The organism is Sphingomonas sp. P4_G2, assembly GCF_056401155.1.
Genome location: NZ_JBFUJY010000002.1, coordinates 573398 through 597918 on the forward strand (window position 1 = coordinate 573398; position 24521 = coordinate 597918).

General features: G+C 64.6%; 24 protein-coding genes. 15 read left to right on the top strand and 9 right to left on the bottom strand.

Features of this window, described 5'->3' with window-relative positions:
- The first annotated feature begins 23 nt into the window (after positions 1-23).
- The 6 genes from AC1DRD_RS08205 (at position 24) to AC1DRD_RS08230 (ending at position 6466) form a co-directional block, all read left to right on the top strand.
- Positions 24-839, top strand: a complete 816-nt coding sequence (locus tag AC1DRD_RS08205; RefSeq protein ID WP_478040996.1) for a glutathione S-transferase family protein — start codon at positions 24-26, stop codon at positions 837-839.
- Positions 836-1585 carry a glutathione S-transferase family protein gene (locus tag AC1DRD_RS08210; RefSeq protein WP_478040997.1) on the top strand — a complete coding sequence of 250 codons (750 nt, stop codon included), beginning with the start codon at positions 836-838 and terminating at the stop codon, positions 1583-1585. The genes AC1DRD_RS08205 and AC1DRD_RS08210 overlap by 4 nt, the downstream gene beginning before the upstream one ends.
- A gap of 37 nt (positions 1586-1622) precedes the next feature.
- Positions 1623-3764: a PQQ-dependent dehydrogenase, methanol/ethanol family gene (locus AC1DRD_RS08215; RefSeq protein ID WP_478040998.1), complete on the top strand. Its 2142-nt coding sequence runs from the start codon at positions 1623-1625 to the stop codon at positions 3762-3764.
- A 104-nt stretch (positions 3765-3868) separates the two neighbouring features.
- A complete protein-coding gene (locus tag AC1DRD_RS08220; protein ID WP_478040999.1) occupies positions 3869-4741 on the top strand; it encodes an amidohydrolase family protein in 873 nt (290 codons plus the stop codon).
- Between the two features lie 64 nt (positions 4742-4805).
- Positions 4806-5570 (top strand): glutathione S-transferase family protein, encoded by a 765-nt coding sequence (locus tag AC1DRD_RS08225; protein WP_478041000.1) that lies wholly within the window; start codon positions 4806-4808, stop codon positions 5568-5570.
- Positions 5570-6466, top strand: coding sequence for a bifunctional 5,10-methylenetetrahydrofolate dehydrogenase/5,10-methenyltetrahydrofolate cyclohydrolase (locus tag AC1DRD_RS08230; RefSeq protein ID WP_478041001.1), 897 nt, complete (start codon positions 5570-5572; stop codon positions 6464-6466). The genes AC1DRD_RS08225 and AC1DRD_RS08230 overlap by 1 nt, the downstream gene beginning before the upstream one ends.
- Here AC1DRD_RS08230 and AC1DRD_RS08235 read toward each other — a convergent pair.
- Positions 6446-6844 carry a VOC family protein gene (locus AC1DRD_RS08235; RefSeq protein WP_478041002.1) on the bottom strand — a complete coding sequence of 133 codons (399 nt, stop codon included), beginning with the start codon at positions 6842-6844 and terminating at the stop codon, positions 6446-6448. The two genes, AC1DRD_RS08230 and AC1DRD_RS08235, sit on opposite strands and share 21 nt — an antisense overlap.
- A 230-nt stretch (positions 6845-7074) precedes the next feature.
- On the opposite strand from AC1DRD_RS08235, the gene ligM reads away from it, so the two are divergent.
- Both ligM and AC1DRD_RS08245 read left to right on the top strand, forming a co-directional pair.
- Complete coding sequence (ligM, locus tag AC1DRD_RS08240) at positions 7075-8478, top strand: vanillate/3-O-methylgallate O-demethylase (RefSeq protein ID WP_478041003.1); 1404 nt, start codon at positions 7075-7077, stop codon at positions 8476-8478.
- Between the two features lie 37 nt (positions 8479-8515).
- Positions 8516-9199, top strand: coding sequence for an alpha/beta fold hydrolase (locus AC1DRD_RS08245; RefSeq protein WP_478041004.1), 684 nt, complete (start codon positions 8516-8518; stop codon positions 9197-9199).
- A 73-nt stretch (positions 9200-9272) separates the two neighbouring features.
- Here AC1DRD_RS08245 and AC1DRD_RS08250 read toward each other — a convergent pair whose 3' ends face one another.
- The 3 genes from AC1DRD_RS08250 to AC1DRD_RS08260 are packed head-to-tail and all read right to left on the bottom strand — an operon-like array spanning position 9273 to position 11581.
- Positions 9273-9683 (bottom strand): nuclear transport factor 2 family protein, encoded by a 411-nt coding sequence (locus AC1DRD_RS08250; protein WP_478041005.1) that lies wholly within the window; start codon positions 9681-9683, stop codon positions 9273-9275.
- 45 nt (positions 9684-9728) lie between these two features.
- Positions 9729-10619, bottom strand: coding sequence for an SDR family NAD(P)-dependent oxidoreductase (locus tag AC1DRD_RS08255; RefSeq protein ID WP_478041006.1), 891 nt, complete (start codon positions 10617-10619; stop codon positions 9729-9731).
- Entirely contained in the window at positions 10616-11581 is a 966-nt protein-coding gene (locus tag AC1DRD_RS08260) for an SDR family oxidoreductase (protein ID WP_478041007.1), read from the bottom strand. The genes AC1DRD_RS08255 and AC1DRD_RS08260 overlap by 4 nt, the downstream gene beginning before the upstream one ends.
- Before the next feature lie 177 nt (positions 11582-11758).
- Here AC1DRD_RS08260 and AC1DRD_RS08265 point away from each other — a divergent pair, with 177 nt between their 5' ends.
- Entirely contained in the window at positions 11759-12577 is an 819-nt protein-coding gene (locus AC1DRD_RS08265; protein ID WP_478030302.1) for a helix-turn-helix transcriptional regulator, read from the top strand.
- Here AC1DRD_RS08265 and AC1DRD_RS08270 read toward each other — a convergent pair whose 3' ends face one another.
- Both AC1DRD_RS08270 and AC1DRD_RS08275 read right to left on the bottom strand, forming a co-directional pair.
- Positions 12578-13435, bottom strand: coding sequence for a CmcJ/NvfI family oxidoreductase (locus tag AC1DRD_RS08270; protein WP_478041008.1), 858 nt, complete (start codon positions 13433-13435; stop codon positions 12578-12580).
- Between the two features lie 24 nt (positions 13436-13459).
- Positions 13460-14128 carry a glutathione S-transferase family protein gene (locus AC1DRD_RS08275; RefSeq protein ID WP_478030306.1) on the bottom strand — a complete coding sequence of 223 codons (669 nt, stop codon included), beginning with the start codon at positions 14126-14128 and terminating at the stop codon, positions 13460-13462.
- 228 nt (positions 14129-14356) lie between these two features.
- On the opposite strand from AC1DRD_RS08275, the gene AC1DRD_RS08280 reads away from it, so the two are divergent.
- From AC1DRD_RS08280 to AC1DRD_RS08295, 4 genes are all read left to right on the top strand, one after another.
- A complete protein-coding gene (locus AC1DRD_RS08280) occupies positions 14357-15115 on the top strand; it encodes a glutathione S-transferase family protein (RefSeq protein WP_478041009.1) in 759 nt (252 codons plus the stop codon).
- A 16-nt stretch (positions 15116-15131) separates the two neighbouring features.
- On the top strand, positions 15132-15953 hold the full coding sequence (locus AC1DRD_RS08285) for a glutathione S-transferase family protein (protein WP_478041010.1): 822 nt from the start codon (positions 15132-15134) through the stop codon (positions 15951-15953).
- A gap of 23 nt (positions 15954-15976) precedes the next feature.
- Positions 15977-17419 carry an aldehyde dehydrogenase family protein gene (locus AC1DRD_RS08290; RefSeq protein ID WP_478041011.1) on the top strand — a complete coding sequence of 481 codons (1443 nt, stop codon included), beginning with the start codon at positions 15977-15979 and terminating at the stop codon, positions 17417-17419.
- A 201-nt stretch (positions 17420-17620) separates the two neighbouring features.
- The gene (locus AC1DRD_RS08295) at positions 17621-18469 is read left to right on the top strand and encodes a p-hydroxycinnamoyl CoA hydratase/lyase (protein WP_478041012.1); all 849 of its coding nucleotides are present in this window, start codon (positions 17621-17623) and stop codon (positions 18467-18469) included.
- 36 nt (positions 18470-18505) lie between these two features.
- On the opposite strand, the gene AC1DRD_RS08300 is transcribed toward AC1DRD_RS08295, so the two are convergent.
- The 3 genes from AC1DRD_RS08300 to AC1DRD_RS08310 form a co-directional block, all read right to left on the bottom strand.
- Complete coding sequence (locus tag AC1DRD_RS08300; RefSeq protein ID WP_478041013.1) at positions 18506-20656, bottom strand: acetate--CoA ligase family protein; 2151 nt, start codon at positions 20654-20656, stop codon at positions 18506-18508.
- Positions 20656-21048: a hypothetical protein gene (locus AC1DRD_RS08305; protein ID WP_478041014.1), complete on the bottom strand. Its 393-nt coding sequence runs from the start codon at positions 21046-21048 to the stop codon at positions 20656-20658. The genes AC1DRD_RS08300 and AC1DRD_RS08305 overlap by 1 nt, the downstream gene beginning before the upstream one ends.
- A 153-nt stretch (positions 21049-21201) precedes the next feature.
- Positions 21202-21648, bottom strand: a complete 447-nt coding sequence (locus AC1DRD_RS08310; protein ID WP_478041015.1) for a MarR family winged helix-turn-helix transcriptional regulator — start codon at positions 21646-21648, stop codon at positions 21202-21204.
- A 124-nt stretch (positions 21649-21772) separates the two neighbouring features.
- On the opposite strand from AC1DRD_RS08310, the gene AC1DRD_RS08315 reads away from it, so the two are divergent.
- Both AC1DRD_RS08315 and AC1DRD_RS08320 read left to right on the top strand, forming a co-directional pair.
- On the top strand, positions 21773-23191 hold the full coding sequence (locus tag AC1DRD_RS08315; RefSeq protein ID WP_478041016.1) for an aldehyde dehydrogenase family protein: 1419 nt from the start codon (positions 21773-21775) through the stop codon (positions 23189-23191).
- A 77-nt stretch (positions 23192-23268) separates the two neighbouring features.
- On the top strand, positions 23269-24396 hold the full coding sequence (locus AC1DRD_RS08320; protein WP_478041017.1) for a cobalamin-independent methionine synthase II family protein: 1128 nt from the start codon (positions 23269-23271) through the stop codon (positions 24394-24396).
- The last annotated feature ends 125 nt before the right edge of the window (positions 24397-24521 follow it).

The window sequence follows — 24521 nt, forward strand, 5'->3', positions numbered from 1 at the left end:
AAGGCGAACGCGGCAGGGCCGGCATGACTGTCCCTGCCGCGTATCGCGAGGAACGAAGCGACATGGCGGAAACAGCGAGCGTCACTCTCTATCATTGGGAACCCAACGCCAATTCGGGCAAGCCCATGCTGACCCTGTTCGAGAAAGGCGTGACGTTCGAGAGCCATTATCTCGACCTGCTGAACTTCGACCAGCACAAGCCCGATTATCTCGCGATCAATCCGCTCGGCACGATCCCGGCCATGACTCACGGCGACCTCGTGCTGACCGAATCGACCGCGATCATGGAATATGTCGATGAGGCATTTCCCGGTCCACGGCTGATGCCCGACTCCGCTGTCGACAGCTGGCGCGTACGCTGGTGGATGAAGTTCATGGACCAATGGCTCGGGCCGAGCTTCTCGATGATCGGCTGGAGCGTATTCGTCGGCCCGTCGGTGCGCAGCCGCGACCCGGCGGAGCTGGACGCGGCGATCGAGCGCATCCCGCTGCCCGAGCGCCGCATCGCCTGGCGAAAAGCGATCAGCGGCGCGTTTTCGGCGGAAGAGATGGCCGAATCGCAACGCCGCGTCGCGGTCGGCATCGGCTTGCTCGAACAAGCGCTCGGCCAGCGCGAATGGCTCGCGTCGGACAGCTACAGCCTTGCCGATATCAACGGGTTCAACCTGGCTTACGCGCTGCCTTTGTCGCAGCCGCATTTGTCCAATGACGAGCTCACGCCCAATATCATGCGCTGGTTGCGGGCGATCTATGCGCGGCCGGCGACCAGATCGTGCTGGGCACTCGGCCGCACCGACATGGCCAGGCGCGTCACGATTCTGGAAGGGGAACCGGCATGACGACCACCCTTTATCACGGCGAACCCAACGGCCCCTCTTTGACCGTTCTGGCGGCCCTGTTCGAGAAAGGCGCGGACGCCGCGCTCGAGCGGATCGATCTTGCCTCGGGAGAGCGCCACAGCGCGCGCGTGCCGCACGCGATGGAAGTGGATCATTCGATCGAGGGCGAAGGTCCAATATTGGTGGTCGACGGTATCCCGATGGCGGACAGCGTATTCCTCGCCTGCTATCTCGACGACGTTGGCCCCGGACCGGCGTTGCGCCCGCGCGACCCCTATGACCGCTGGCGGATGATGACCTGGTGCCGCTACATCGTCGAGCGAGTCGCACCGGCTGCGTCCTATCTGGGAGTCGAGGCGAGTCCGCCCACGCGTATTCCCGAACGCATCGCCAGTGTCGATCTCGCCGAGCGCTGGAGCGATGCCGTTATGGGGCGGATCGACGATGCCAGGCGCGCCGATAGCCGCGGCAAGATCGTCGAGGCGGTCGAACGGATCGAGCGCGAATTGAGCGACGGCCGCGACTGGCTGATCGACGCATTCTCGATCGCCGACCTGGAAAGCTATGCCTGGCTCGCCGGGATGACCGAGCTCGTTCCCGAGGCCTTTGCCGACCGCCCGCGTACCGCCGCGTGGCTGGCGCGGGTCAAGGCGCGGCCCGCCGTGGCACGCGCGCTCGCACTGGCGACCAGCGTCGCGCCCGAACGTATCTGGGCGCCCGGCCCCGAGATCAATCGCTGGGGCTGATCGCGTGTCGATCGTCATCTCTGGAGGAAGGCACCGAATGGCTTCGGCACTGCAGCGTACCAATTTCATAGTCCTGTTCGCCGCCGGCATGGCATTGGCGGCCGCCGGTTGCAGCCGCAACGCCGGCAGCGAGAGTGGAGAAACGAGTGGCGGCGTCGATGCGGCGCGCATTACCGCGGCGGCTCCCGACCAATGGCTCTCGACCGGCCGAACCTATGACGAACAACGCTTCAGTCCGCTCGACGCGATCAACACCGGCGACGTCGCCAAGCTGGGACTTGCCTGGTCCACCGATCTCGACACCGCGCGCGGCCAAGAGGCGACGCCGCTGTTCGTCGATGGCACGCTCTACGTCTCAACCGCCTGGAGCATGGTCAAGGCCTATGACGGCCAAAGCGGCAAGTTGCTCTGGTCGTACGATCCCCAGGTGCCGCGCGAGACTTTGGTCAAGACCTGCTGCGACGCGGTCAATCGAGGCGTGGCGGCATGGGGCGACAAAGTGTTCGTCGGCACGCTCGACGGGCGGCTGATCGCGCTCGATCGCGCCACCGGCAAGCCGGTCTGGTCGGTAGTCACGGTCGATCAGAGCAAGTCCTACACCATCACAGGCGCGCCGCGCGTGGTCGACGGGCTGGTACTCATCGGCAATGGCGGCGCCGAGTTCGGCGCGCGCGGCTATGTCACTGCCTATGACGCGCAGACCGGCGCGCAGCGCTGGCGGTTCTACACCGTCCCTGCCCAGCCCGGCACGGAACAACAACCCGATTACCTCAACAAAGCCGCCTCGACCTGGTTCGGCGAATGGTGGAAGCAAGGCGGCGGGGGCACGGTCTGGGACTCGATGGCGTACGATCCGGCGCTCGACCTGCTCTATATCGGCGTCGGCAATGGCTCGCCCTGGAACCAGGCCTATCGGTCGGACGGCAAAGGCGACAATCTCTATCTGTCGTCGATCGTCGCCATCCGGCCCAAGACCGGCGATTATGTCTGGCATTACCAGACCACGCCGGGCGACAGCTGGGACTTCACGGCGACGCAGCACATCATCCTCGCCGACCTCACCATCAACGGTCAGAAGCGCAAGGTGCTGATGCAGGCACCGAAAAACGGCTTCTTCTACGTGCTCGACCGCACCAACGGTCAACTCATCTCCGCCAAGAATTTCGTGCCGGTCAATTGGGCGACCGGTATCGACATGAAGACCGGCCGTCCGATCGAAACGCCCGAGGCGCGCTATTACAAGACCGGAAAGCCGTTCATCGGCTCGCCGGGCGCCGGCGGCGCGCATAGCTGGCAGCCGATGGCCTTCGATCCCAAAACCGGCCTGGTCTTCATTCCGGCCAATATAGCCGCTTTCCCCTACTTCCCGGCAAAGGACTGGAAGGCCGCCAAGCTCGGCTTCAACGTCGGCGTCGACATGGGCGCCGCGGCGATGCCAGCCAATCCCCAGATCCGCGCGGCGGCGGCACAGGCGACGACCGGTGCGCTGATCGCCTGGGATCCGGTCGCGCAGAAGGAACGCTGGCGCGTCTCCTATAAAGGGCCCTGGAATGGCGGCCTGCTCGCCTCGGGCGGCGGCCTGGTCTTCCAGGGCAATGCCACGGGCGAGTTCGCCGCTTATGGCGCCGCGGACGGCCGCAAATTATGGTCCTTCCCGGCCCAGACCGGGGTGATCGCCGCGCCGATCAGCTATTCGATCGGTGGCGAGCAATATGTCGCCGTGCTCGCCGGCTGGGGCGGCATCTGGGCGCTCGCCCCCGGCGTTCTGTCGGACAAGAGCGGGCCGAGCCGCAACATCAGCCGCCTGCTGGTGTTCAAGCTCAACGGATCGGCGACGTTGCCGGCCGCGCCGCCCCTCAACAAAACGCCGCTCGATCCGCCCGCTTCTACCGCGCCCCCCGCAGCCATCGCCGCTGGCGGCGAACGGTTCGGGCGCTTCTGCGGGACGTGCCACGGCGATGCCGCGGTCGCCGGCAGCCTCGTCCCCGACCTCCGCCATAGCGGCGCGCTCAACGACGCCGCGACCTGGCGCCAGATCATTTATGAGGGCGCGTTGAAGGACAATGGCATGGTCAGCTTCAAGGCAGTGATGACGCCCGAGGAGATCGAGACGATCCGTGCCTATGTCATCAAGCGGGCCAATGAGGACAAGGCGCTGGAGAAGGCATCGGGAAAATGAAGAAAAGCTAGTCGATATTGTATCAATGGCATACAATATCGACTATGCGCTGCGGGGCGGAGTCGATCGTTAGCGATTGGTCGCCACGCGTCTGAGGAGAGTTCATGCCCATCGATCCCAGCAAGGTCGTCGCCATCGACGTCCACGTCCATGCCGAGGTGTCGTGCCACGACCCCGAGGATCCGGTGATGGCCAAATTCTTCGACGCGGCGTCGGCCTATTTCAAGGCAGATCGCAAGCGGCCGACCATCCCGGAAACGATCGACTATTACCGCGCGCAGAATATCGCCTTCTGCCTGTTCACGGTCGATTGCGAGAGCGGCATCGGCGCCAAGCGCATCAGCAATTACGAAGTGGCCGAGCTCGCCGGGCAGCATGACGACATTGTCATCCCCTTTGCCTCGATCGATCCGCGCAAGGGCAAATACGGCGCGCGCGAGGCGCGCGATCTGGTCGAGAATTACGGGGTCAAGGGCTTCAAGTTTCACAGCATCATGCAGGATTGCCACCCGGCCGACCGCGTCGCTTATCCGATCTACGAAGTGATCGCCGAATACGGGCTGCCGGCGATCTTCCACACCGGCCATTCGGGCATGGGCACAGGAATGCGGGGCGGCGGCGGCGTCCGTCTGAAATATGGCCAGCCGATGCTGGTCGACGACGTCGCGGTGGATTTCCCCGACATGAAGATCATCCTGGCCCATCCGAGCTGGCCATGGACCGACGAGAGCCTGTCGATGGCGCTGCACAAGGACAATGTCTTCATCGACCTGAGCGGCTGGTCGCCCAAATATTTCCCCAAGCAAGTGATCCAATACGCCAACACCCAGCTCAAGCATAAGATGATGTTCGGTTCGGACTGGCCGCTGATCCGCCCCGAGAAATGGATCGACGCCGCCAAGGAGGCGGGTTTCCGCGACGACGTGCTGCCGCTGATCATGAAGGACAATGCGGTGCGCGTGCTGGGCTTGGGATGACGGGAGCGCCCGCCGCGTGCCGGACGACGGCACCCCAACAGGCTCACCCTTTGAAGGCAGATCGATGGCGCTGAAACTCTATCATGCCGAACCGCTTGCCAATTCGCTCAAGTCGATGGCCCCCTTGTTCGAGAAGCAGCTCGCTTTCGAGAGCATCTATGTCAATCTTCACAAGTTCGAGCAGCACGAATCCTGGTTCCTGGCGATCAACCCCGAGGGCCAGGTGCCCGTGCTCGACCATGACGGGACGATCGTGACGCACTCCACCGTCATCAACGAATATCTCGAGGATGCCTTTCCCGATGCACCGCCGCTCCGGCCGAACACGCCTACGGGCAATGCGCGGATGCGGTATTGGAACAAGTTCGTCGACGAGCATGTGATGAACCATGTCTCGATGCATGGCTGGCACCGGTTGGTTGGCGTGATCGCGCGCAAATTGGAGACAGGCGAGTTCGAACAACTGATGGAGCGTATCCCCCTGCCCGACCAGCGCAGGAAATGGATGGCGGCGCGCTCGGGCTTTTCCGACGCCCAACTGGCCGACGCCACCGTCAAGACCGAATATGCGGTGGACAAGGTCGAGCGGCAGCTCGACGGCAATCCCTGGCTCGCCGGCGAGAGTTTCACGCTTGCCGATATCAACTTCTATTCGCATTGCGGCATGATGGTCGAACGGATGTTCCCCGAGATGGAAATCGCCAAACGCGCGCCGCGGCTGGTCGAGTGGCGCGATCGCGTGACGGCGCGCCCGGCGATGCAGCAGGCGCTGAACATGCCGGACCATACCGAACCTGGTTTGCGCACCTGGTCGGGACACGCCCGCTGATGCTGGCCGAGATCGTCGACGGACGCGCGCTCGCCCGCAAGGTGGTGGAGGATGTCCGTGCGGGCATGGCCGCGCTGGATCGCGCACCGGGACTGGCCGTCATACTGGCCGGCGACGATCCGGCGAGCCACGTCTATGTCAATGGCAAGGTCAAGCTGGCGCGCGAGATCGGCTTCAACGCCGAGGTCGTGCTGCTGCCGGCCGACACGACCGAGGAGCGCGTCCTGACCGAAGTCGCGGCGCTCAACGCGCGCGACGAGATCGACGGCATCCTGGTCCAATTGCCGCTGCCCGATGGCATCAACACCTTGCGGGTCATGGCGGCGGTCGATCCGGCAAAGGATGTCGATGGCCTCCATGCGCTCAACGCGGGGCGACTGAGCCAGGGATCGGGCGGGTTGATCCCCTGCACGCCGCTCGGCTGCATGAAGATCATCCGGTCGCTCGTCCCCGACCTGACCGGCAGCCATGCGGTGGTGATCGGCAGCTCGAACATCGTCGGCAAGCCGATGGCGGCGTTGCTGCTCGATGCGCGCGCCACCGTGACCCAGACCCACATCCATACCCGCGACACCCAGTTCATCTGCCGCGGGGCGGATATATTGGTCAGTGCGGTCGGCAAGCCCGGGTTGGTGCGCGGCGACTGGATCAAGCCACGCGCGATCGTCATCGACGTCGGCACCACTCGCGTCGCCAAGCCCGAGGTCGGCCATCGCATTGTCGGCGACGTCGTGTTCGAGGAAGCCAAGCACGTGGCTGGCGCGATAACCCCGGTTCCCGGCGGTGTGGGACCAATGACGATCGCCTGCCTGATGGAGAACACGCTGACCGCCGCCCGTGCACGCGTCGAGGCGCGGCGATCGGGCGCAAGGCGGTCAGTCGCCGAAGAAGTTTAGCTCGAGCAACACCCCGTCCGGATCGTGGACGAACAACTGCCGCAGACCGGCGGCAGCCACCGTATTGATGCGATGATCGAGCGCCATCGCCGCGACCCGGGCAAGCATGGCATCGTAGCCGCTGCAGCGGAGCGCGATATGGTGCAGCGCGCCTGTCGGCGCCGGCGCCATGTCGCGATCGAACACGCGCGGTGCGCCCAGCCCGTTGATATGGAGCACCGCCCGCTCGCCTTTATCGTACATCCAGCGCGCCGTCGCGCGCGTCAGCGGCGGCGGCGCGGGCCGCGACTCGAGTTCCAGCAGCTCATGATAAAAGGCTTCCGCACGATCGAGATCGCGGGTCACGATGTTGAAATGATCGAGCGCTTCGACGGCCATGCCCTTCTCCTCGACACGGCGATCAGCTTCGTCCCAAACCGCGTAGTTCACAAGTACGCAAGACGCACGGCCTTCCGTGGCGCTCTCGATTTGGCGACGCGCGAAAATTGTTTGCCTTACATACAAAATTTCCTATGATCCGCGCCAAGCTTTTGCCACCCGCGAGAGGCGAGCAAAGCACAGCGACAGCGCGGCTGCGGTAGCGGCCGCCGGAAAACGGGAGTGGATCGATGGCCGACAATCTGGAAACCGTGCTGCAGCGGAATGGCAACATCGTCGACATGCTGCGCAATTCGCAGCTGGGCGCCTATGTCTATCCGGTCGTCGCGCCCGAATTCCACAATTGGCGATCCGAACAATGGGCCTGGCAGCATTCGGCGGTATTGTTCGACCAGTCGCACCACATGGTGAACCTGTATTTGCGCGGCAAGGACGCGCTGAAGCTGCTCACCGACACGATGATCAATTCGCCCAAGGGCTGGGAAGTCGGCAAGGCCAAGCAATATGTGCCGACCACGCCTTATGGCCATGTCATCGGCGACGGCATCATTTTCTGGCTGGCGCCGGAAGAATTCTGCTACGTCGGCCGCGCGCCGGCATCGAACTGGCTACGCTATCACGCCGCGACCGGCGGCTATGACCTGGATGTCGAGCTCGACGACCGCTCGCCGATGCGCCCAATGGGAAAGCCGGTCACCCGGTCGGTCTGGCGTTTTCAGATCCAGGGGCCGAGCGCTTGGGCTATCATCGAAAAGCTCAACGGCGGCCCGCTCGAAAAGCTCAAATTCTTCAACATGAGCACGATGACCATTGCCGGCCGAGAGGTGCGCACGCTCCGCCACGGAATGTCGGGCGCGCCGGGCCTGGAAATCTGGGGTCCCTATGCCGAGCAGGAAGAGATCAGGGCGGCAATCCTGGACGCGGGCAAGGAATTCGGCATCGTGCCGTGCGGCAGCCGCGCCTATCCGTCGAACACGCTCGAATCGGGTTGGATCCCCTCCCCGCTGCCAGCCATCTATACGGGCGACAAGCTCAAGGATTATCGCCAGTGGCTGGGCGCCGACAGCTATGAGGCGACCGGTTCGATCGGCGGCAGCTTCGTTTCCGAGCGGATCGAGGATTATTATCTAAACCCGTGGGAGCTGGGCTACGGCCCGTTCGTCAAGTTCGACCATGACTTCCACGGCCGCGAGGCGCTGGAAGGACTCGATCCCGCAGCGCAGCGCCAGAAAGTGACGCTCGCCTGGCATCCCGAGGACATGGCCAAGATCATGGCATCGCTGTTCGACCCCGATGGCGAGCAGTATAAGTTCTTCGACGTGCCGCTCGCCAATTATGCCTCGTCCAATTACGATCGCGTGGTCGATGCCGACGGCAGGACGATCGGCCTGTCGATGTTCACCGGCTACAGTTACAATGAGAAGCAGGCATTGAGCCTCGCCACGATCGATCCGTCGGTGCCGGTCGGCAGCGAAGTCCGCGTCGTGTGGGGCGAGGAGAATGGCGGCACCCGCAAGACCACCGTCGAGCCGCACAAGCAGATCGAGGTCCGCGCGATCGTCAGCCCGGTCCCCTATTCGCGGGTCGCGCGCGAAACCTATCACGAAGGCTGGCGCACCACCCAGACAGCGTAATCGCCGCGACCAATCGACCACGTCCGGGGAGGGTGCGATGACGGATTATGTACTGGTGCACGGTGCCTGGGGTGGCGGCTGGACGCTCGCCGGCCTGGCTGCCGATCTCGAGGCGCACGGACATCGTGTCCTTGTCGCGGCGCTGACCGGGCTGGGCGACCGCGCCGCCGAGCTTTCTCCGGCGGTCGACCTGTCGCGCCATGTCGCGGACGTGATCGATCAAATCGAGGCCGCCGGTTTCGACCGCTTCGTGCTGGCCGGGCACAGCTATGGTGGGATGGTGATCACCGGCGTGGCGACGCACCTGGGCAGCCGGATCGACGCGCTTGCCTATATCGACGCGTTTCTGCCGGGCGATGGCCAGTCGCTGTGGGACCTGACCGGCGAGCAGGACCACCAATTCTATATCGACGGCCAACGCGATACGCCCGGACTTGTCGCACCTTTGCCGTTCCTGCCGCCGGAACCGCGCCTGGGACGGCACCCGCTGCTGACGTTGCTCGAGCCGGTACGTTTCACCGGCGAGGAAGCGAAGGTCGCGCGGCGGGCCTATCTATTCGCCACCGGATGGGCGCCGACACCTTTCACGCGTTTCCATGATGCGGTGAAGGACGATCCTGCCTGGGAAGTGCATCGTGCCGAGGCGAGCCACGACGTGATGACCGACCAGCCGCAGCAATTACGCGAATTGCTGCTCGATCTGGGCCAGCGTTCGTCCTGAGCGGCAGCTACCCAGACTCTCGCTCGCGCGTACGCGGACGCCCTTGGTGAGGCGGCCAGTGCGCCGGCGAGAGTCAGAAGGCGAGCGAGCCGCGACGCTCGGCAAAGCGCCAGCCTTGCTCCGTCAGAACGAATATATCCTGGAACCCGCCCACCAGCGGCGGCGCGTCTGCTGCGGTGAACAGCAGCATCGCGCTGGTGCCGCGAGCGCGGCGCGGGCTTTCGACGGTGACGACGATGTTGCTGCAGATATGGCATGTCACACGCGGCGGCCGCGCCTGGAACGCGGCGAGGATCGCCTCGCGCCCGACGATCGGCACGTCGGGCGCGGTCGGCCGGGTCATGAGCCCGTCCAGCGCGTAGAGCGCGGCGACCTCTTCCCAGCGCGCGGCGTCGTTGAGCTGGGCGTAGAGGTTGATCAGCCGCGCGCAGTCCCATTCGATCGCGCGCTGGTCGCCAGCGGAAAGTTCAGCGCCCAGATTCATTGCGAAGCATCCTTTTCCCTCCCGCTCGCGCCCGGTCGGCGGGGGTCAAGCGTCGGCCGGACGCCGCTCGCCGCCTGGCACGCCGTGCGCGACACGTTTCTCATATTCGGGATCGTCCTCGGGTTGGGCAAGCGCCGCCATTACCCGCGTGTGGATTTCCTCCAGCGTGCCGCGAAATTCGGGATAAGGCAGGATGTAGAGCTGGTCCCGCTCGACCCCATCGAGAACATAGCGCGCCAGCGTCTCCGGCTCCATGCCGACCTCGATCACGCGTTTCAGATGCGCGAACATCGCCGGGTCCGCACCGTAATAGCCGGTGTTCCGCAGATGCTCGGGCCGCGTCAGCACCGCTTCGTGGATATTGGTGTTGACCGCGCCGGGACACAGCATCGAGACGCCAATCCGGTGTTCGGCAAGGTCGAGCGCGAGGCATTCGGACAGGCCGCGGATCGCCATCTTGGTCGTACAATAGATGCCCGTGCCCTTGAGCGCGACGAAGGCCGACATCGACGCCGTGTTGACGATATGGCCGCCATTGCCGCGGGCGATCATGCGCGGCACGAAGGTCTGGATGCCGTTGATGACGCCGTTGAGATTGACCGACAATTGCCAGTCCCAATCGTCATAGGTCGCCTTTTGCAATGGCCCGAAGATCGACACGCCGGCGGTATTGAACAGCAATTCGACCGGGCCGAGCCTGGCCTCCACCGCATCCGCCGCGGCCGAATAAGCGGCTCGGTCGGTGATATCGAGCTTGATCGGCATCACCTCGAAATCGGTCTGATCGAACCAGGCCATCGCCTCGTCGAGATGGTCCTGGCGGATATCGGCGATGGCGACCTTGCATCCTGCCTGCGCGAATATCTTCGCCTGGCCGAGCGCGACTCCCGATCCGCCGCCGGTGATGAAGGCGGTGCGCCCCGCCACCCTGGTCATCGTGCCGATTCCTGTTCCTTGACGCCCTTTTCCCTGCCGTGACGAGCGAGTTCCTCATCGAACACGGGATTGCCGAGCAGGAAGCCGATCGCCTCCGCGCGCTCGCGGTTGATCGGCTCGTCAGGGAAGGAAGCGAGGATCGCGTCGAACCGCGTGCGCATGCCGGCAGCGAATTCGGGATGGGTGAGGATATAGAGGTCGTTGTTGCGGATGCCCGCGAGGACACGCTCGCCGACCTCGTCCGCCTCCATCCACAGCGGCGACACCGGCCGCTTTTCCAGTTCGGCCTCGCGGGTCTGATATCCGCTGTCGCTCTTGAACCGGTCGGGGCGCAATTCGCCCGACAAAGCGATATTGCTCTGGACCGGCCCGGGCAGGAATGCCGAAACGCCGATATTCTCCGCCGCCAGCTCGCCGCGGATCGCTTCCGAAAGCCCCAGCACCGCTGCCTTGGCGGCGGTGTAGGTCGCCGAAAAGGGTATCGGGATCAGCGCCGATTGCGACGAGGTGGTGACGATCTGCCCGCCTTCGCCATGCGCGCGGATCCTCGGCAGGATGGTGACGAGACCGTTGACGACGCCGCCAAAATTGACTCCCATCGCCCAATCCCAATCGTCGTAGCGGGCATCGACGATCGGCCCCATGATGCCGATCCCGGCATTGCCGATCAGCATGTGGATCTTGCCGAACCGCGCCTCGGCGGCGTCGGCGGCTCGCGCGAAACCGGGACGGTCGGTGACGTCCAGTACGACGGTTTCGACCCGCGTGTCGTCGCCGAGCGCGGCGCGCGCCTCCGCCAGCGACTCCGCGCGGATATCGGCGATCACGACATTGGCGCCCGCGCGAACCAAGGCGCGCGCGATGCCGAGCCCGATGCCGTTGGCACCCCCGGTGATGAACGCCGTGCGGCCGGCCACATCGGCCATGGGGGCAGGCCGCGGCGCGGCCGTTACTTCCGACATCTCACTCTCCTTTTATCGTGCCCGCCGTCGGTCAGGGATGATCGGCAGGCCGGTATTTCCGGTCATTTCCCGATCGTCCCCGGCCGCGGCGCCACGTGCTTGCGGTTTAGCTTGCAGAAGCTGGATAGAACTAGAAGACCGCTGGCTATGCCATTATTGGTGCTAACTGGATAAACCATGGCCCATCGCGAAGAACTCACCCGATTCCTCAAGGCGGCGCGCGCCAAGCTGTCGCCGGCGGATGTCGGCCTGCCATGCGGCACGCGGCGGCGCACGACGGGCTTGCGGCGAGAGGAAGTGGCTGCGCTCGCGGGGATGAGCGTCACCTGGTACACCTGGTTCGAGCAAGGCCGCGAAGTCCGGCTCTCGGCGCCGATGATCGAGCGGCTCAGCGCCACGTTGCGGCTCGATAAGAACGAGCGCGAATTCCTGTTCGCGCTCGCCCAGCACCGCCCACCCCCGCTCACCGCGGTCGCCGACGAGCAGGTCCATCCCGGGACGCAGCATTTGCTCGACAGCCTGTCGATCCCGGCTTTGGTCATCGTCGAGGATTGGACGGTGATCGGCTGGAACGACCTCGTCGCGCGCGCTTTCCGCGATTATGGCAGCTTGCCGCTCGCCAAGCGCAACCTGTTCAAGATCCTGATGCTCGACGACCGCTATCGCAGCGACCCCGACCATTTTCGCGAAATGGGGCAGCGGCTGACCGCGCGGTTCAAATGGGACTACAGCCGCACCGCGCGACCCGAAGTGTTCGACGCGATCATCGCTGAGATGTACGAGCGGTCCGAGCTGTTCCGGCAATATTGGCAGGAATCGGAAATCCTCGCCCATTTCGAGCACACCAATGTCGCCGACATGCCCGACGTGGGCGAGATCATTTTTCGGCATACCTCCTACGCGATCGAGGAAGCGCCGGGCCAGCGGCTGATCCTGTTCGCGCCCAACGATCCCGAAAGCGCCGCCAAGCTGGCAAAGCTCGCCGCCAAACGCTGATCAGTTGAAATAGGCGATCGCGCGGAATTCATAACTTTCGCGCGTCACTGCATCGGGACGGCTGGTGTCGTGAAATGCCGTGTGCGGTGCCCTCCAGGCACGGCTGTGATCGCTGTCGTGAAACTTGATGAAGATCACCTCGTCGGCGGTCATGTCGGGGAAATACCACCAACGATGCGCCGAATTGTGATGGAAAATGGTGGCGGCCGCCATTTCTTCCTCGCCTTCGATCGGCGCATAAAGCGCATCCCCCTCGGGGATTTCGTCGACGTCGACTTTGACGTTGGCGACCGCGTCCTCGTCGCCGACGCTGCCGGCCTCGCATAGAGCAAGCGGCCAATCCTGGGGCGGCGGCGAAAAGGTGCGCCACAGGCTGAACGCGATGAACCGGCTGAAGCTGGCGCCGGGGGCCGTCTTGTCGTGCAGTGCCCTGGCGATCCGGTGCGCCGTGCCGGTGTTGAAATCGACATGCGCCTCGGCCGCCGGCGGTTGGATGCCGGCGCCGGAAATGACCGGCGAGCGCAATTGTCCGCTCATCGGCACGACCAGGTCGCAGCCGGTGAGCATGCGCGCGACCTCCGCCACCTCGGCGGGATAATCCGCCACCGCGTCGGGGTCGCGAAAGTCCCCCACCCCGCTGACGTGGCGCGCCAGGCAGAAACCGTGCTTGTCGAGCGTGAACGGCTCGGGCGCCAGCCGGGCGTTGCGGATCGTCACCGGATAGGATTGGTAGATTCCGGTATTCACTTCGTGCCCCGGCGCCCAGAACCGCCGATTGATCTTCGATGTCGGGACGAGATAATCGATGCTGGTCTCGACCGCCGGCCCCGCCGTGCTGCGATTGATGAGCGTCGCCATCGCCGTTTTCCGCCTTCCCTTCGCCTAGGACAGGATCGTCTTGCCCTGGAGGACGGTCTTCTTCTCCATTTCCGTAGCCTTTGGTGGTTCCGGCACGAGCAGGCCGCGCTGCACGGCCGGACGCACCGCGATCGCATCGAACCAGCGCTGCAGATGCGGGAAACCGTCGATCGGCACCTGCGCCCAGTCATGGCCCCTGACCCAGGGGAAGCAGGCGATGTCGGCGATCGAATAATCGCCGGCCAAAAACTCGTGCTCTGCCAGCCGCGCATCCATCACCCCAAATAGGCGGCGGCTTTCGCGGACGTAGCGATCGATCACCTTGGGCAGGCGGTCCTCGAAATAGCGATTGAATACCGTCGCCTGGCCCATCATCGGCCCCAATCCGGACATCTGCCACATCACCCATTGGATGACGCGGCTGCGGCCCTTGACGTCGGAGGGCATGAAGCGGCCGAACTTCTCGGCGAGATAGATCAGGATCGCGCCCGATTCGAACACCGCGAAATCGCCTTCGTCATGGTCGACCAGGGTCGGTATCCGGCCATTTGGGTTGAGCGCGACGTACCAATCCTGCTTCTGGTCGAGATTGGTGAGCGAGATCGCCGTCACCTGGTATGGTACGCCCAATTCCTCGAGCATGATCGCGGCCTTCCAGCCGTTCGGGGTTTCCGACGTCAGCAATTCGAGCATATGCGGGCCTTTTTCTCTCCTGGCCGGCAAGCCAAGCAGAGCGACGCCTCGCCTACAAGGTGACCGCTTACGCTATCACTGCCGATGACACCCTGGATCGCGCATTGCGCCCGCCTGAGGGGTAGCTCGACTAATAGAACCGCTGGTCTTCTTGCGAAGCGCGCCAACCATCGTCACCGCTACCGCAACGTGTGAAAACGCACGGTCCGGGAAGAGGAGGAAGCGCTGATGTTGACCCTGTATAGTTTCGGTCCGGCCGCCAACTCGCTCAAGCCGCTGCTCGCTTTGTATGAAAAGGGCCTGCCCTTCACCCCGCGCTTCATCGATCCGCGGAAGTTCGAGCATCATGAGGAGTGGTTCAAGAAGATCAATCCGCGCGGCCAGGTGCCGGCGCTCGATCACGACGGCCACATCATCACCGAGTCGACGGTGATTTGCGAATATCTCGAGGACGCATTTCCCGACGCGCCGCGGCTGCGCCCGGCCGACCCGGTAGCGACTGCTGAGATGCGCGTCTGGACCAAATGGGTCGACGAATATTTCTGCTGGTGCGTCTCGACCATCGGCTGGGAGCGGATGATCGGTCCGATGGCGCGCGCTTTGTCCGATTCCGAGTTCGAGGAGCAACTCGAGCGCATCCCCGTTCCCGAACAGAAGGTCAAATGGCGCAACGCCCGCAACGGCTTTCCGAAGGAAGTGCTCGACGAGGAGATGCGCAAGATCGGCGTGTCGGTCGACCGACTGGAGAAAAGGCTGTCGCAGAGTCCCTGGCTGGCGGGTGAGGATTATACGCTGGCCGACATCTGCAACTTCGCGATCGCCAACGGCATGCAGCACGGTTTCGCGGAAATTGTGAATCGCGACGCCACTCCCCATCTCGTCGCCTGGATCGAGCGGATCAATACACGCCCGGCAGTGCGCGAGATGTTCGCGCGATCGCAAAGCGAAATGCCGTCGCGCGCGCCTGCGCCTGCGTCAACTGCCTGAGGAGACCGAGACCGTCATGACCTGGAACGACGAACCCGCGGGCGGCGCGCTCAGGATGTACCATATTCCGGGCTGTCCGTTTTCCGAACGCGTGGAGTTGCTGCTCGACCTCAAGGGGCTCGACGGCATCATGGCCGATCACGAGATCGATATTTCCAAGCCGCGCCCCGACTGGCTGCTGCGAAAGACGCGCGGCACCACTGCCCTGCCCGCGCTCGAGCTGGAAAATGGCGAGACGCTGAAGGAAAGCATGGTCATCATGCGCTATTTCGAGGATCGTTTCCCCGAGCGCCCCGTCGCGCGCAGCGATCCCTATGAGCATGCGGTCGAAGCGATGTTGTGCGCGACCGACGGTCAGTTCACCGGCGCAGGCTATCGCATGATCCTCAACCGCGATTCCGCCAAACGCGAGGAGCATCGGGCGGAAGTCGATGCGCAATATGCCCGGCTCGACGACTTCCTGCGCCATTACGCGCCCGACCGCGATTTCCTGTTCGACGCATTCGGCTGGGCCGAGATCGCGTTCGCGCCAATGTTCAAGCGGCTGTGGTTCCTCGATTATTACGAGGCGTACGAAATCCCGCAGCACCTCGTTCGCGTGCTGCGCTGGCGAGAAGCGTGCCTGGCGCACCCGATCGTCGAGCGCCACCACAGCCATCGCGAGCTGATGACGCTCTATTACGATTATTCGCAGGGCGGCGGGAACGGACGCATCCCCGATGGGCGCAGCGTCTCCAGCTTCACGCTCGACCCCGCCTGGGACGCGCGGCCGATGCCGCCGCGCGACAAATGGGGTGCACCCGCCACCGACGCCGAATTGGGGCTTGTTCCCGCCTGACCTTCCGCAAAAGGACCGACACAATGAAGAGCTATCCGCAGAACTATATCGACGGCCGCTGGGTCGACAGCAAAGGCGGGCGCAAACATACGGTCATCAACCCCGCGACCGAGCAGGCGGCGAGCGAGATCGTGCTCGGCACCGCGGCCGATGTCGATGACGCGGTCCATGCCGCGCGGCGCGCGTTCGAACGCTTTTCGCAGACGTCGAAGGACGAGCGCATTGCCCTGCTCCAGCGGATCATCGCCGAATATCAGAAACGGATTCCCGACATCGCCGAGGCGATCGCGACCGAAATGGGCTGCCCGATCTCGATCTCGCAGACCGCGCAGGCCGGTTCGGGCCTGGGCCATCTCGGCAATGCGCTGAAGGCGCTGCAGGATTATGATTTCGCCGAGAAGATCGGCGACAATACAGTCGTGCGCGAGCCGATCGGCGTCGTCGCGCTGATCACGCCGTGGAACTGGCCGATGAACCAGATCGTCGCCAAGGTCGGCCCGGCGCTCGCTGCCGGCTGCACGATGATCCTGAAGCCATCGGAGGAAGCGCCGAGCTCGGCCGCGATCTTCGCCGAGATCATGGACGCGGCGGGCGTGCCGGCGGGGGTGTTCAACCTGGTCCAGGGCGATGGCGAAGGCGTCGGCACCGCGCTGGCGAAACATCCCGATATCGACATGGTCAGCTTCACAGGCTCGACCCGCGCCGGGATCATGGTCGCCAAGAACGCCGCCGATACGGTCAAGCGCGTGGCGCAGGAGCTGGGCGGCAAGTCGCCCAACATCATTCTCGAAGGTGCCCCACTCGATCAGGCGCTGCCCGGCGGCGTCGGCGGCGTATTGCTGAATTCGGGCCAGAGCTGCGTCGCGCCGACGCGGATGCTGGTCCATACGTCGCAGCATGACGAGGCGGCCGAGAAGGTCGGCGCGATGTTCGCCGCCAAAAAGGTCGGCGAACCGCTCAGCGAAGGCGATCATATCGGGCCGGTCGTCAATCAGCGCCAATGGGAACGCATCCAGGGCCTGATTCAGACGGGCATCGACGAAGGCGCGACCCTGGTGACCGGCGGCACCGGCCGCCCCGACGGGTTCGACACCGGCTTCTATGTGAAGCCCACCGTCTTCGCCAATGTCACGCCCGAAATGACGATCGCGCGTGAGGAGATTTTCGGCCCGGTATTGGTGATCATGCCCTATGCCGACGATGCCGACGCGATCCGCATCGCCAACGGCACGCCGTACGGCCTGGGCGCCTATATCGCCGGCGATCCGGCCAAGGCGAAGACGATGGTCGGCAAGATTCGGGCCGGCGCGGTCTACGTCAATGCCGGCGGCCTCGCGTTCGACATGCCTTTCGGCGGCTACAAGCAATCGGGTAACGGCCGCGAATTCGGCAAGTTCGGGCTCGAGGAATTCCTCGAGGTGAAATCGGTGATCGGCGCCCTGCCCGAAGACGCCGTTCCCGCCTGATGCATTTACGGGTGCCGGCCGGCCCCCGGCCAGCCGGTACCCGACTCTCAAGCGGTCGGGCATCCGCTGCGATCCGCATCACGCGCTCGCTTGCTTCCTGCGCTATCGTCGCTATTGTGCGCCTAGCATACAAATAACGGCGAGGGAGAGTCGGCACCTAACCGACCGGCATCTGCCCCGCGCAGACTGGGATGGCGAATGATGAGCGAAGACAATGCGCAGGATGTGATGTCGTATCGGGTTGAGGACCGAATCGCCTGGGTCTATTTCGCGCGACCGGAGAAGCGCAACTGCATGAACCCGGCGCTCAACCGGCGCATGATGGAAGTGCTCGACGAGCTCGAATATCGCGACGATGTCGGTGTGCTGGTCTTGGGCGGCGAAGGAACCGCCTGGTCGGCGGGCATGGACCTCAAGGAATATTTTCGCGAAACCGAGGCGAAGGGGCTGCGCGGGGTCCGCCAATCGCAGCGTGAGAGCTATGGCTGGTTCCGGCGGCTGCGCTGGTTCCAGAAGCCGACCATCGCGATGGTCAACGGCTGGTGCTTCGGCGGCGGCTTCGGCCCGCTTTTCTCCTGCGACCTCGCGATCTGCGCCGATGAGGCGCAATTCGGCCTGAGCGAGATCAATTGGGGCATCCTGCCCGGCGGCGGCGTGACCAAGGTCGTGGTCGACCTGTTGTCGATGCGCGACGCGATGTGGATGACGCTGACCGGCGATCTGATCGACGGCCGCAAGGCGGCGGAATGGAAGCTGGTCAACGAGAGCGTGCCGCTCGAGCGGCTGGAAGCCCGCGTCCGCGAAGTCGCCGAGATGCTGCTCAAGAAGAATCCGGTCGCGCTCAAATTCGCCAAGGACGCCGTGCGCCGCGTCGGCTCGATGACGTACGACGAGGCCGAGGATTATCTGGTCCGCATGCAGGAAGCGGCCAATTTCCACGACAAGACCGAAGGCCGCAAGGAAGGCATCCGCCAGTTCATCGACGAGAAAAGCTACAAGCCCGGGCTGGGATCTTACGACCAGCAAAAGGCCGACGCCTCCCGAAACTGATGCGGCGCGGCGGCCCCGGCGGTCGCCGCCCGAAGCTCAGGTCTGGATCAGGGCGTCCAGCGCGATCGCGCCGTGGCCACGCGGATAGACCATCACCGGATTGAGGTCGATTTCACGGATCCCCGGGGTCGCGGCCACCACCTTGCCGAGTGCTTCGACGAGTGCCGCCACCGCGTCGACATCCATCGCCGGCTCGCCACGGAACCCGTCGAGCAGCGGCGCGAGACGCAGGCGGCTCAATTCGGCGGCGATGGCGTCGCGATCGAGGCCGGCGGGAAGCAACCGCACGTCGTGGAGCAGTTCGGCACTGACGCCGCCGAATCCGACCAGGATGGTCGCTCCCCAATGCGGGTCGTTGCGCGCGCCGACGATCAGTTCGACGCCGCGCGCCGCCATCGGCTCGACCAGCACGCCATCCAGCGTGAGATCGGGCCGCGCCGCGGCAACCGCAGTCTGTAGTTTCGCCCATCCGGCGCGGACCGCTTGTGAATCTGCCAGCCCGACGACCACGCCACCGGCATCGCTTTTGTGCGGCAGCGCCGCAGCCTGAGCCTTGAGCACGACCGGATAGCCGAGCCGTTCGGCGGCGGCGACCGCCTCATCGGCCGATCCGGCGAGTGTGCCCGACGGGAACGCGATGCCGCGCGCACCGAGCAGGTCCTTGGCGCGATATTCGGGCACCGTCGCGCCGGCCTCTGGTAGCCCAGCCAGCGGTAGTGCTTCGTCCGCCGCAACGGGAGCAATGCCCCCCCCGGCCGACCGCATCCTTGCCAGTGCGCGCAAGGCGCGTTCCGCGGTCGGCAGATACATCACGCCTTCCGCGCGAAGCGCAGCGACGTCCTCGGCCAGGATGATGCCGCCTTCGTCCACGCCCGCGACGATCACCGGCTTTTCCGGCGGGCTCGCACGCAATGCGCCGAGCACGGCATCGAATTTGATGTGCGACGTGCCGGTGTCGGTTTGGATCAAGGTCACCAGGATCGCCCCGATGCGGTCGTCGGCCGCCAGTGCAGCGATCGTCCGACCATAGATGCCGGGATCGACCAGGCCTTGCGCTGTCACATCGAGCGGATTGCTGACGGGCACGAAGTCGGGCAGCGCCGCACGCAATGCCGGACTATCGGCATCGCCGAGCGGCGGCAGGGAGAGCCCGAGCGCTTCGGCCTGATCGAGCATGATCGCCTTGAACGCCCCCGATTCCGCGATCACGCCCAGGCCCTTGGCGACCGGCGAGGCGTAACGCGCGAGCATTTCGACGACATCGCCCAACTCCTCCAGCGTATCGACAAGAATGACGCCGGCACGTTCGACATGGACGCGCATCACCTCGTAATCGCCGGCCATCGCGCCGGTATGTGTCGCCGCGCTTGCCGCGCCCGCCGCGCTGCGCCCGGGATGGAGCAGCACCACTCGCTTGCCGGCGGCGCGCGCGGCTCGTGCCGCCGCCAGGAAGCGCGCAGGTTTGCGGAAATGTTCGACGATCATGCCGACCACCGACGTCGCCGGATCGCCGACAAGATGGTCGAGATAATCTTCGACCCCACTGGCCGCTTCGTTGCCGGTAGAAATGTAACAGCTGAGCGGCACCTCGCGCGCGATCATCGTCGTCGCCAGCACCGCCGCCATCGCGCCCGATTGCGACACGATGCCGACCCGGCGGTCGCCATCGACGCGCGGTTCGGGTAGCTCGATGAAGGTAAGCGCGATGCGATCGACGAAATTGACCAAGCCGAGGCAATTGGGACCCTCGACGATCATGTTCGCTTCCGCCGCGATCCGCGCAATCTCCCGCTGGTCGGCCAGGCCTTGCGGTCCATCCTCGGCGAAGCCTGCCGAAAAGACGATCGCCGCGCCAACGCGGCGCCCGGCCAGGCCACGGATCACGTCGAGCACGCCTGCGCGAGGAATCGCGAGCACCGCGACGTCGATCCCTTCGGGCAAATCGTCGACCGTGGCGACGCAGCGCCGGCCGCCAATCTCCGCACGCTTCGGATTGACGAGATGAATCTCGCCGTCGAACCCCTGCCGCTCGAGATTGCCTAGAACCGACGCTCCGAGCGCGCCGGGTTTATCCGAAGCGCCGACGATGGCGACCGAGCGCGGCCGCAGCAATCGCTCGAATCGCAGGCCCGCGTCCGCTCCGTTGCCGATGATGTCGTTCTTCGCCGTCGTCGCAATCGTCGCCATCAAAATCCGTCCTCAATCTCGAAATCTTGTACCCGCAGCCAGGCGATGAAATCGCGAAGCGCCAGCGTCGCATCCTCTGCCGACCGGCGATAGGCTTCCGGACTCTCGCGCGCCCGAACAACCGGCCAGGTCGCCTGGTGCAGCGACACGACGTGCCGGACGCCCGACAGCCGCCGACGTGCATCCGATCGCAACTCGGGCGGGCACGATTCGCTGTCGATGAGAAGTCCGGTCGCGCCGATTTCCGCCGTCAGGTCGCGGCGCGCGGCAACGATCTCGCGCATGCGATCCTCGCGGCCGGCCAGGAATTCCAGATTGCTCAATATCGCCTCGAGCCGGCCCGCCGCACCTAGCCAGCTGCGGCCGCTATTCGGCGATCCTCCAGTCGTCATCGGCGCGATTCGCACGCGACAAGACGGGCGGAATCGCCGTCATTCCATTCGATGTTTCGACACATCCCCGCCCACTCCGATCTCGCTCGTATGTGGCGAGCGTTTGCCAGATTGTATCTCAAGCAAACAATTTGGCAAGCTGGGTGCTACCCGTCAGTCGTCGTCACGCCGCACCGCGCGCGGTTTCCGGAGTTTCTTGAGCAATGCCATCAGCATCGCTCGCTCGGCTGCGGTCAGATCGCCGGCGAGGCGTCGATCGGACTCGCGCAATCGGTCGAGCATCTCCGCCACCCGCTCCTCGCCGCCGGGCAGCAGATGCAGGGCATTGGTACGCAGATCGCGTCCAGGTCGACGCTCGATCAGGCCGCGATCGACCAGCACGTTGACCAGCTTCATCGCGCTCGACCGGTTCACGCTCAACGCCTTGCCGAGCGCGGTCTGATCGCAGCCCGGATTGGCGCGAATGAGCAACAACGCGGTCAGCTTCGCCGGCGTCAGGCCGTATGGCGCGAGCGCCAGCCGCGCATCCTCTATCGCGATCAAATGGGCGAGTTCGATCCTGTACCCCAGTAGCCCGTCGAGATCGCTTCCTTGTTTCATCGGCTGAATACCATCTTGTCAAAATTGTATGCCCGGCGCACAAAGGCCGAAACGTGTCGCATCTTTTCCCGATTGCGACGCTGATTGCCAGCGCAATGCCGGCAGCCGAACAAGGAGAGTGATGATGGAACGCGATTTCAGGATGCTGGTCGATGGCGAACTCGTCGAGGGCGCGACGACATTCGACGTCATCAATCCGGCGACGGGGTCGAGCTTCGCGCATTGCCCCAAGGCCGATCGCGCCCTGATCGATCGCGCCGTCGCCGCGGCTAAGCGCGCTTTCCCGGCCTGGTCGGCGACTCCCATCGAACAACGCGCGGCCCTGGTCGACAAAATCGCGGACGCAATCGAGGCGCGGGCGGGCGAGTTCGCCAGCCTGCTGACCAGCGAACAGGGCAAACCGCTCGACCAGGCGATGTTCGAGATGATGGGCAGCATCTTCACGCTGCGCGCGTTCGCCGCCATGCGGATCGAGCCCAAGACCTTGCGCGACGAAGGCGGCAACACGGTGATCGAGCACCGCACCCCGCTCGGCGTGGTCGCGTCGATCACGCCGTGGAATTTCCCGGTCATCCTGCTGATGAACAAGCTGGGCCCGGCGCTCGTCACCGGCAACACGATGGTCGCCAAACCCGCGCCGACGACGCCGCTCACCACCTTGCTGGTCGGTGAGATCTGCCGCGATATCCTGCCCGCCGGGGTGTTCAACACGGTGTGCGACCAGAACGATCTGGGCGAAGTGCTGACCACGCATCCGGACGTGGCGAAGGTTGCGTTCACCGGATCGACCGCCACCGGCAAGAAAGTGATGGCCGCGGCCGCGCAAGGCGTGAAGCGCGTGACGCTTGAGCTCGGCGGCAACGATGCCGCGATCGTGCTCGACGATGTCGATCCACGCCAGGTCGCGCAAAAAGTCTATGGCGGCGCCATGGCCAATGCCGGCCAGATCTGCGTCGCGATCAAACGCGCTTACGTGCCCGAGCCGATGTACGACGAATTCTGCGACGAGCTCGCCCGCCTTGCCAAAGAAGCGGTGGTCGATGACGGCGCCAAGCAGGGCACGCAGGTCGGGCCGGTCCAGAACAAGATGCAGTTCGACAAGGTCATGGCGCTGCTCGACGATGCGAAGGAGCGCGGCACGGTGCTGGCCGGCGGCGAAGCCCTCGATCGGCCCGGCTATTTCATTCCGCCGACGATCGTCCGCGACCTCGACGACGACGCGCCGCTGGTGCGCGAGGAGCAATTCGGTCCGGTGCTGCCGGTGCTCAAATATGACGATATCGACGACGTGATCGCGCGCGCCAACAATTCCGAATTCGGCCTGGGCGGCACCGTCTGGGGCAAGGACCTGGTGCGCGCCACCGATGTCGCGAAACGGATCGATTCGGGCACCGTTTGGGTCAATCAATATCTGGCGATCGATCCCAACATCCCGTTCCGCGGATCGAAGCAATCGGGCCTGGGCGGCGAACTGGGTGAAGCGGGTCTGCACGAATATACCCAGCCGCACATCATCAACGTCGTCGCGCTCGAGGATGCGTGATTATTCGCGTATATGATCTATACACAAACATGAAATGACGGCATGGTCGTTCGATAGTCCAAAGACGAGGAACGCCCATGCCGATCGCGACGACCCATGTCGGTAGTTTGCCGCGCGGCCCCGAACTGACGCCGCTCTTGCTCGCCCGTGACCATGGCGAGCCCTATGACGCCGACGCGTTCGACACCGCGGTCCAGGCCGCGGTCGATGCGGTGGTGACGGCTCAGATCGACGCGGGCGTCACGGTGATCAGCGACGGCGAACTCGGCAAGGTCGGCTATTCGACCTACATGATCGAACGCCTGTCCGGCTTTGGCGGCCATACCGACCGCCATCCGGCACTCGACCTCGCCCCACTGCCCGATCTCCGCGCCAAGCTGGCGCATATCATGGGGGCGCAGGAATTCACCCGTGCCTCGTGCATCGCGCCCGTCCGATTGGTGAACCTTCAGCCGTTGCACGACGATATCCGGCGCTTCCGCGGCGCGCTCGACCGCCACGGCAAGGGCACGCGCGCGTTCATGAATGCCGCCTCGCCCGGGCTGATCACTGCGTTCCAGAAGAATGCTTATTATCCCAGCCACGAGGCCTATCTCGCCGACCTCGTGGCCGCGATGCAGCCCGAATATGAGGCGATCGTCGCGGCCGGATTCGAATTGCAGCTCGATTGTCCCGATCTCGCCATGTCGCGCCACACCGGCTATCAGGAAATGGACGAGCCGACATTCCTCAAGACGATCGCGGCCAATGTCGACGCGCTCAATGCCGCGACCGCCAATATCGCGCCCGAACGGATGCGGATGCACATCTGCTGGGGCAATTACGAAGGCCCGCACGACCACGACATCCCGCTCGAGCGGATCATCGACATCGTGCTCAGGGCGCGGCCGGCGACCATCCTGTTCGAAGCGGCCAACCCTCGCCACGAGCATGAATGGGTGATCTGGCGCGACGCCGCCATCCCCGACGACAAGCTGCTCGCCCCCGGCCTGATCGACACCTGTTCGAACTATCTCGAACATCCCGAGCTGATCGCGCAGCGAATCGAACGTTTCGCCGGCATTGTGGGCCAAGACCGCGTGGTCGCGAGCACCGATTGCGGATTCGGCACCTTTGCTGGTTACGGCAAGATCGATCCGATCGTGACCTGGGCCAAGCTGCGCAACCTGCGCGAAGGCGCCGATATCGCCGCCGCCCGGATCTAGAGTCTTTTCAGCGTCGCTGTGACGGTGCCGGCCCGCTCCCCCACCCGACCTCCCATAGAATACCCTGATTGGGAGGTCGGGTGGCAACTGTTTCAGCTTTGCTGAAACAAACTCTAAAGCATCGC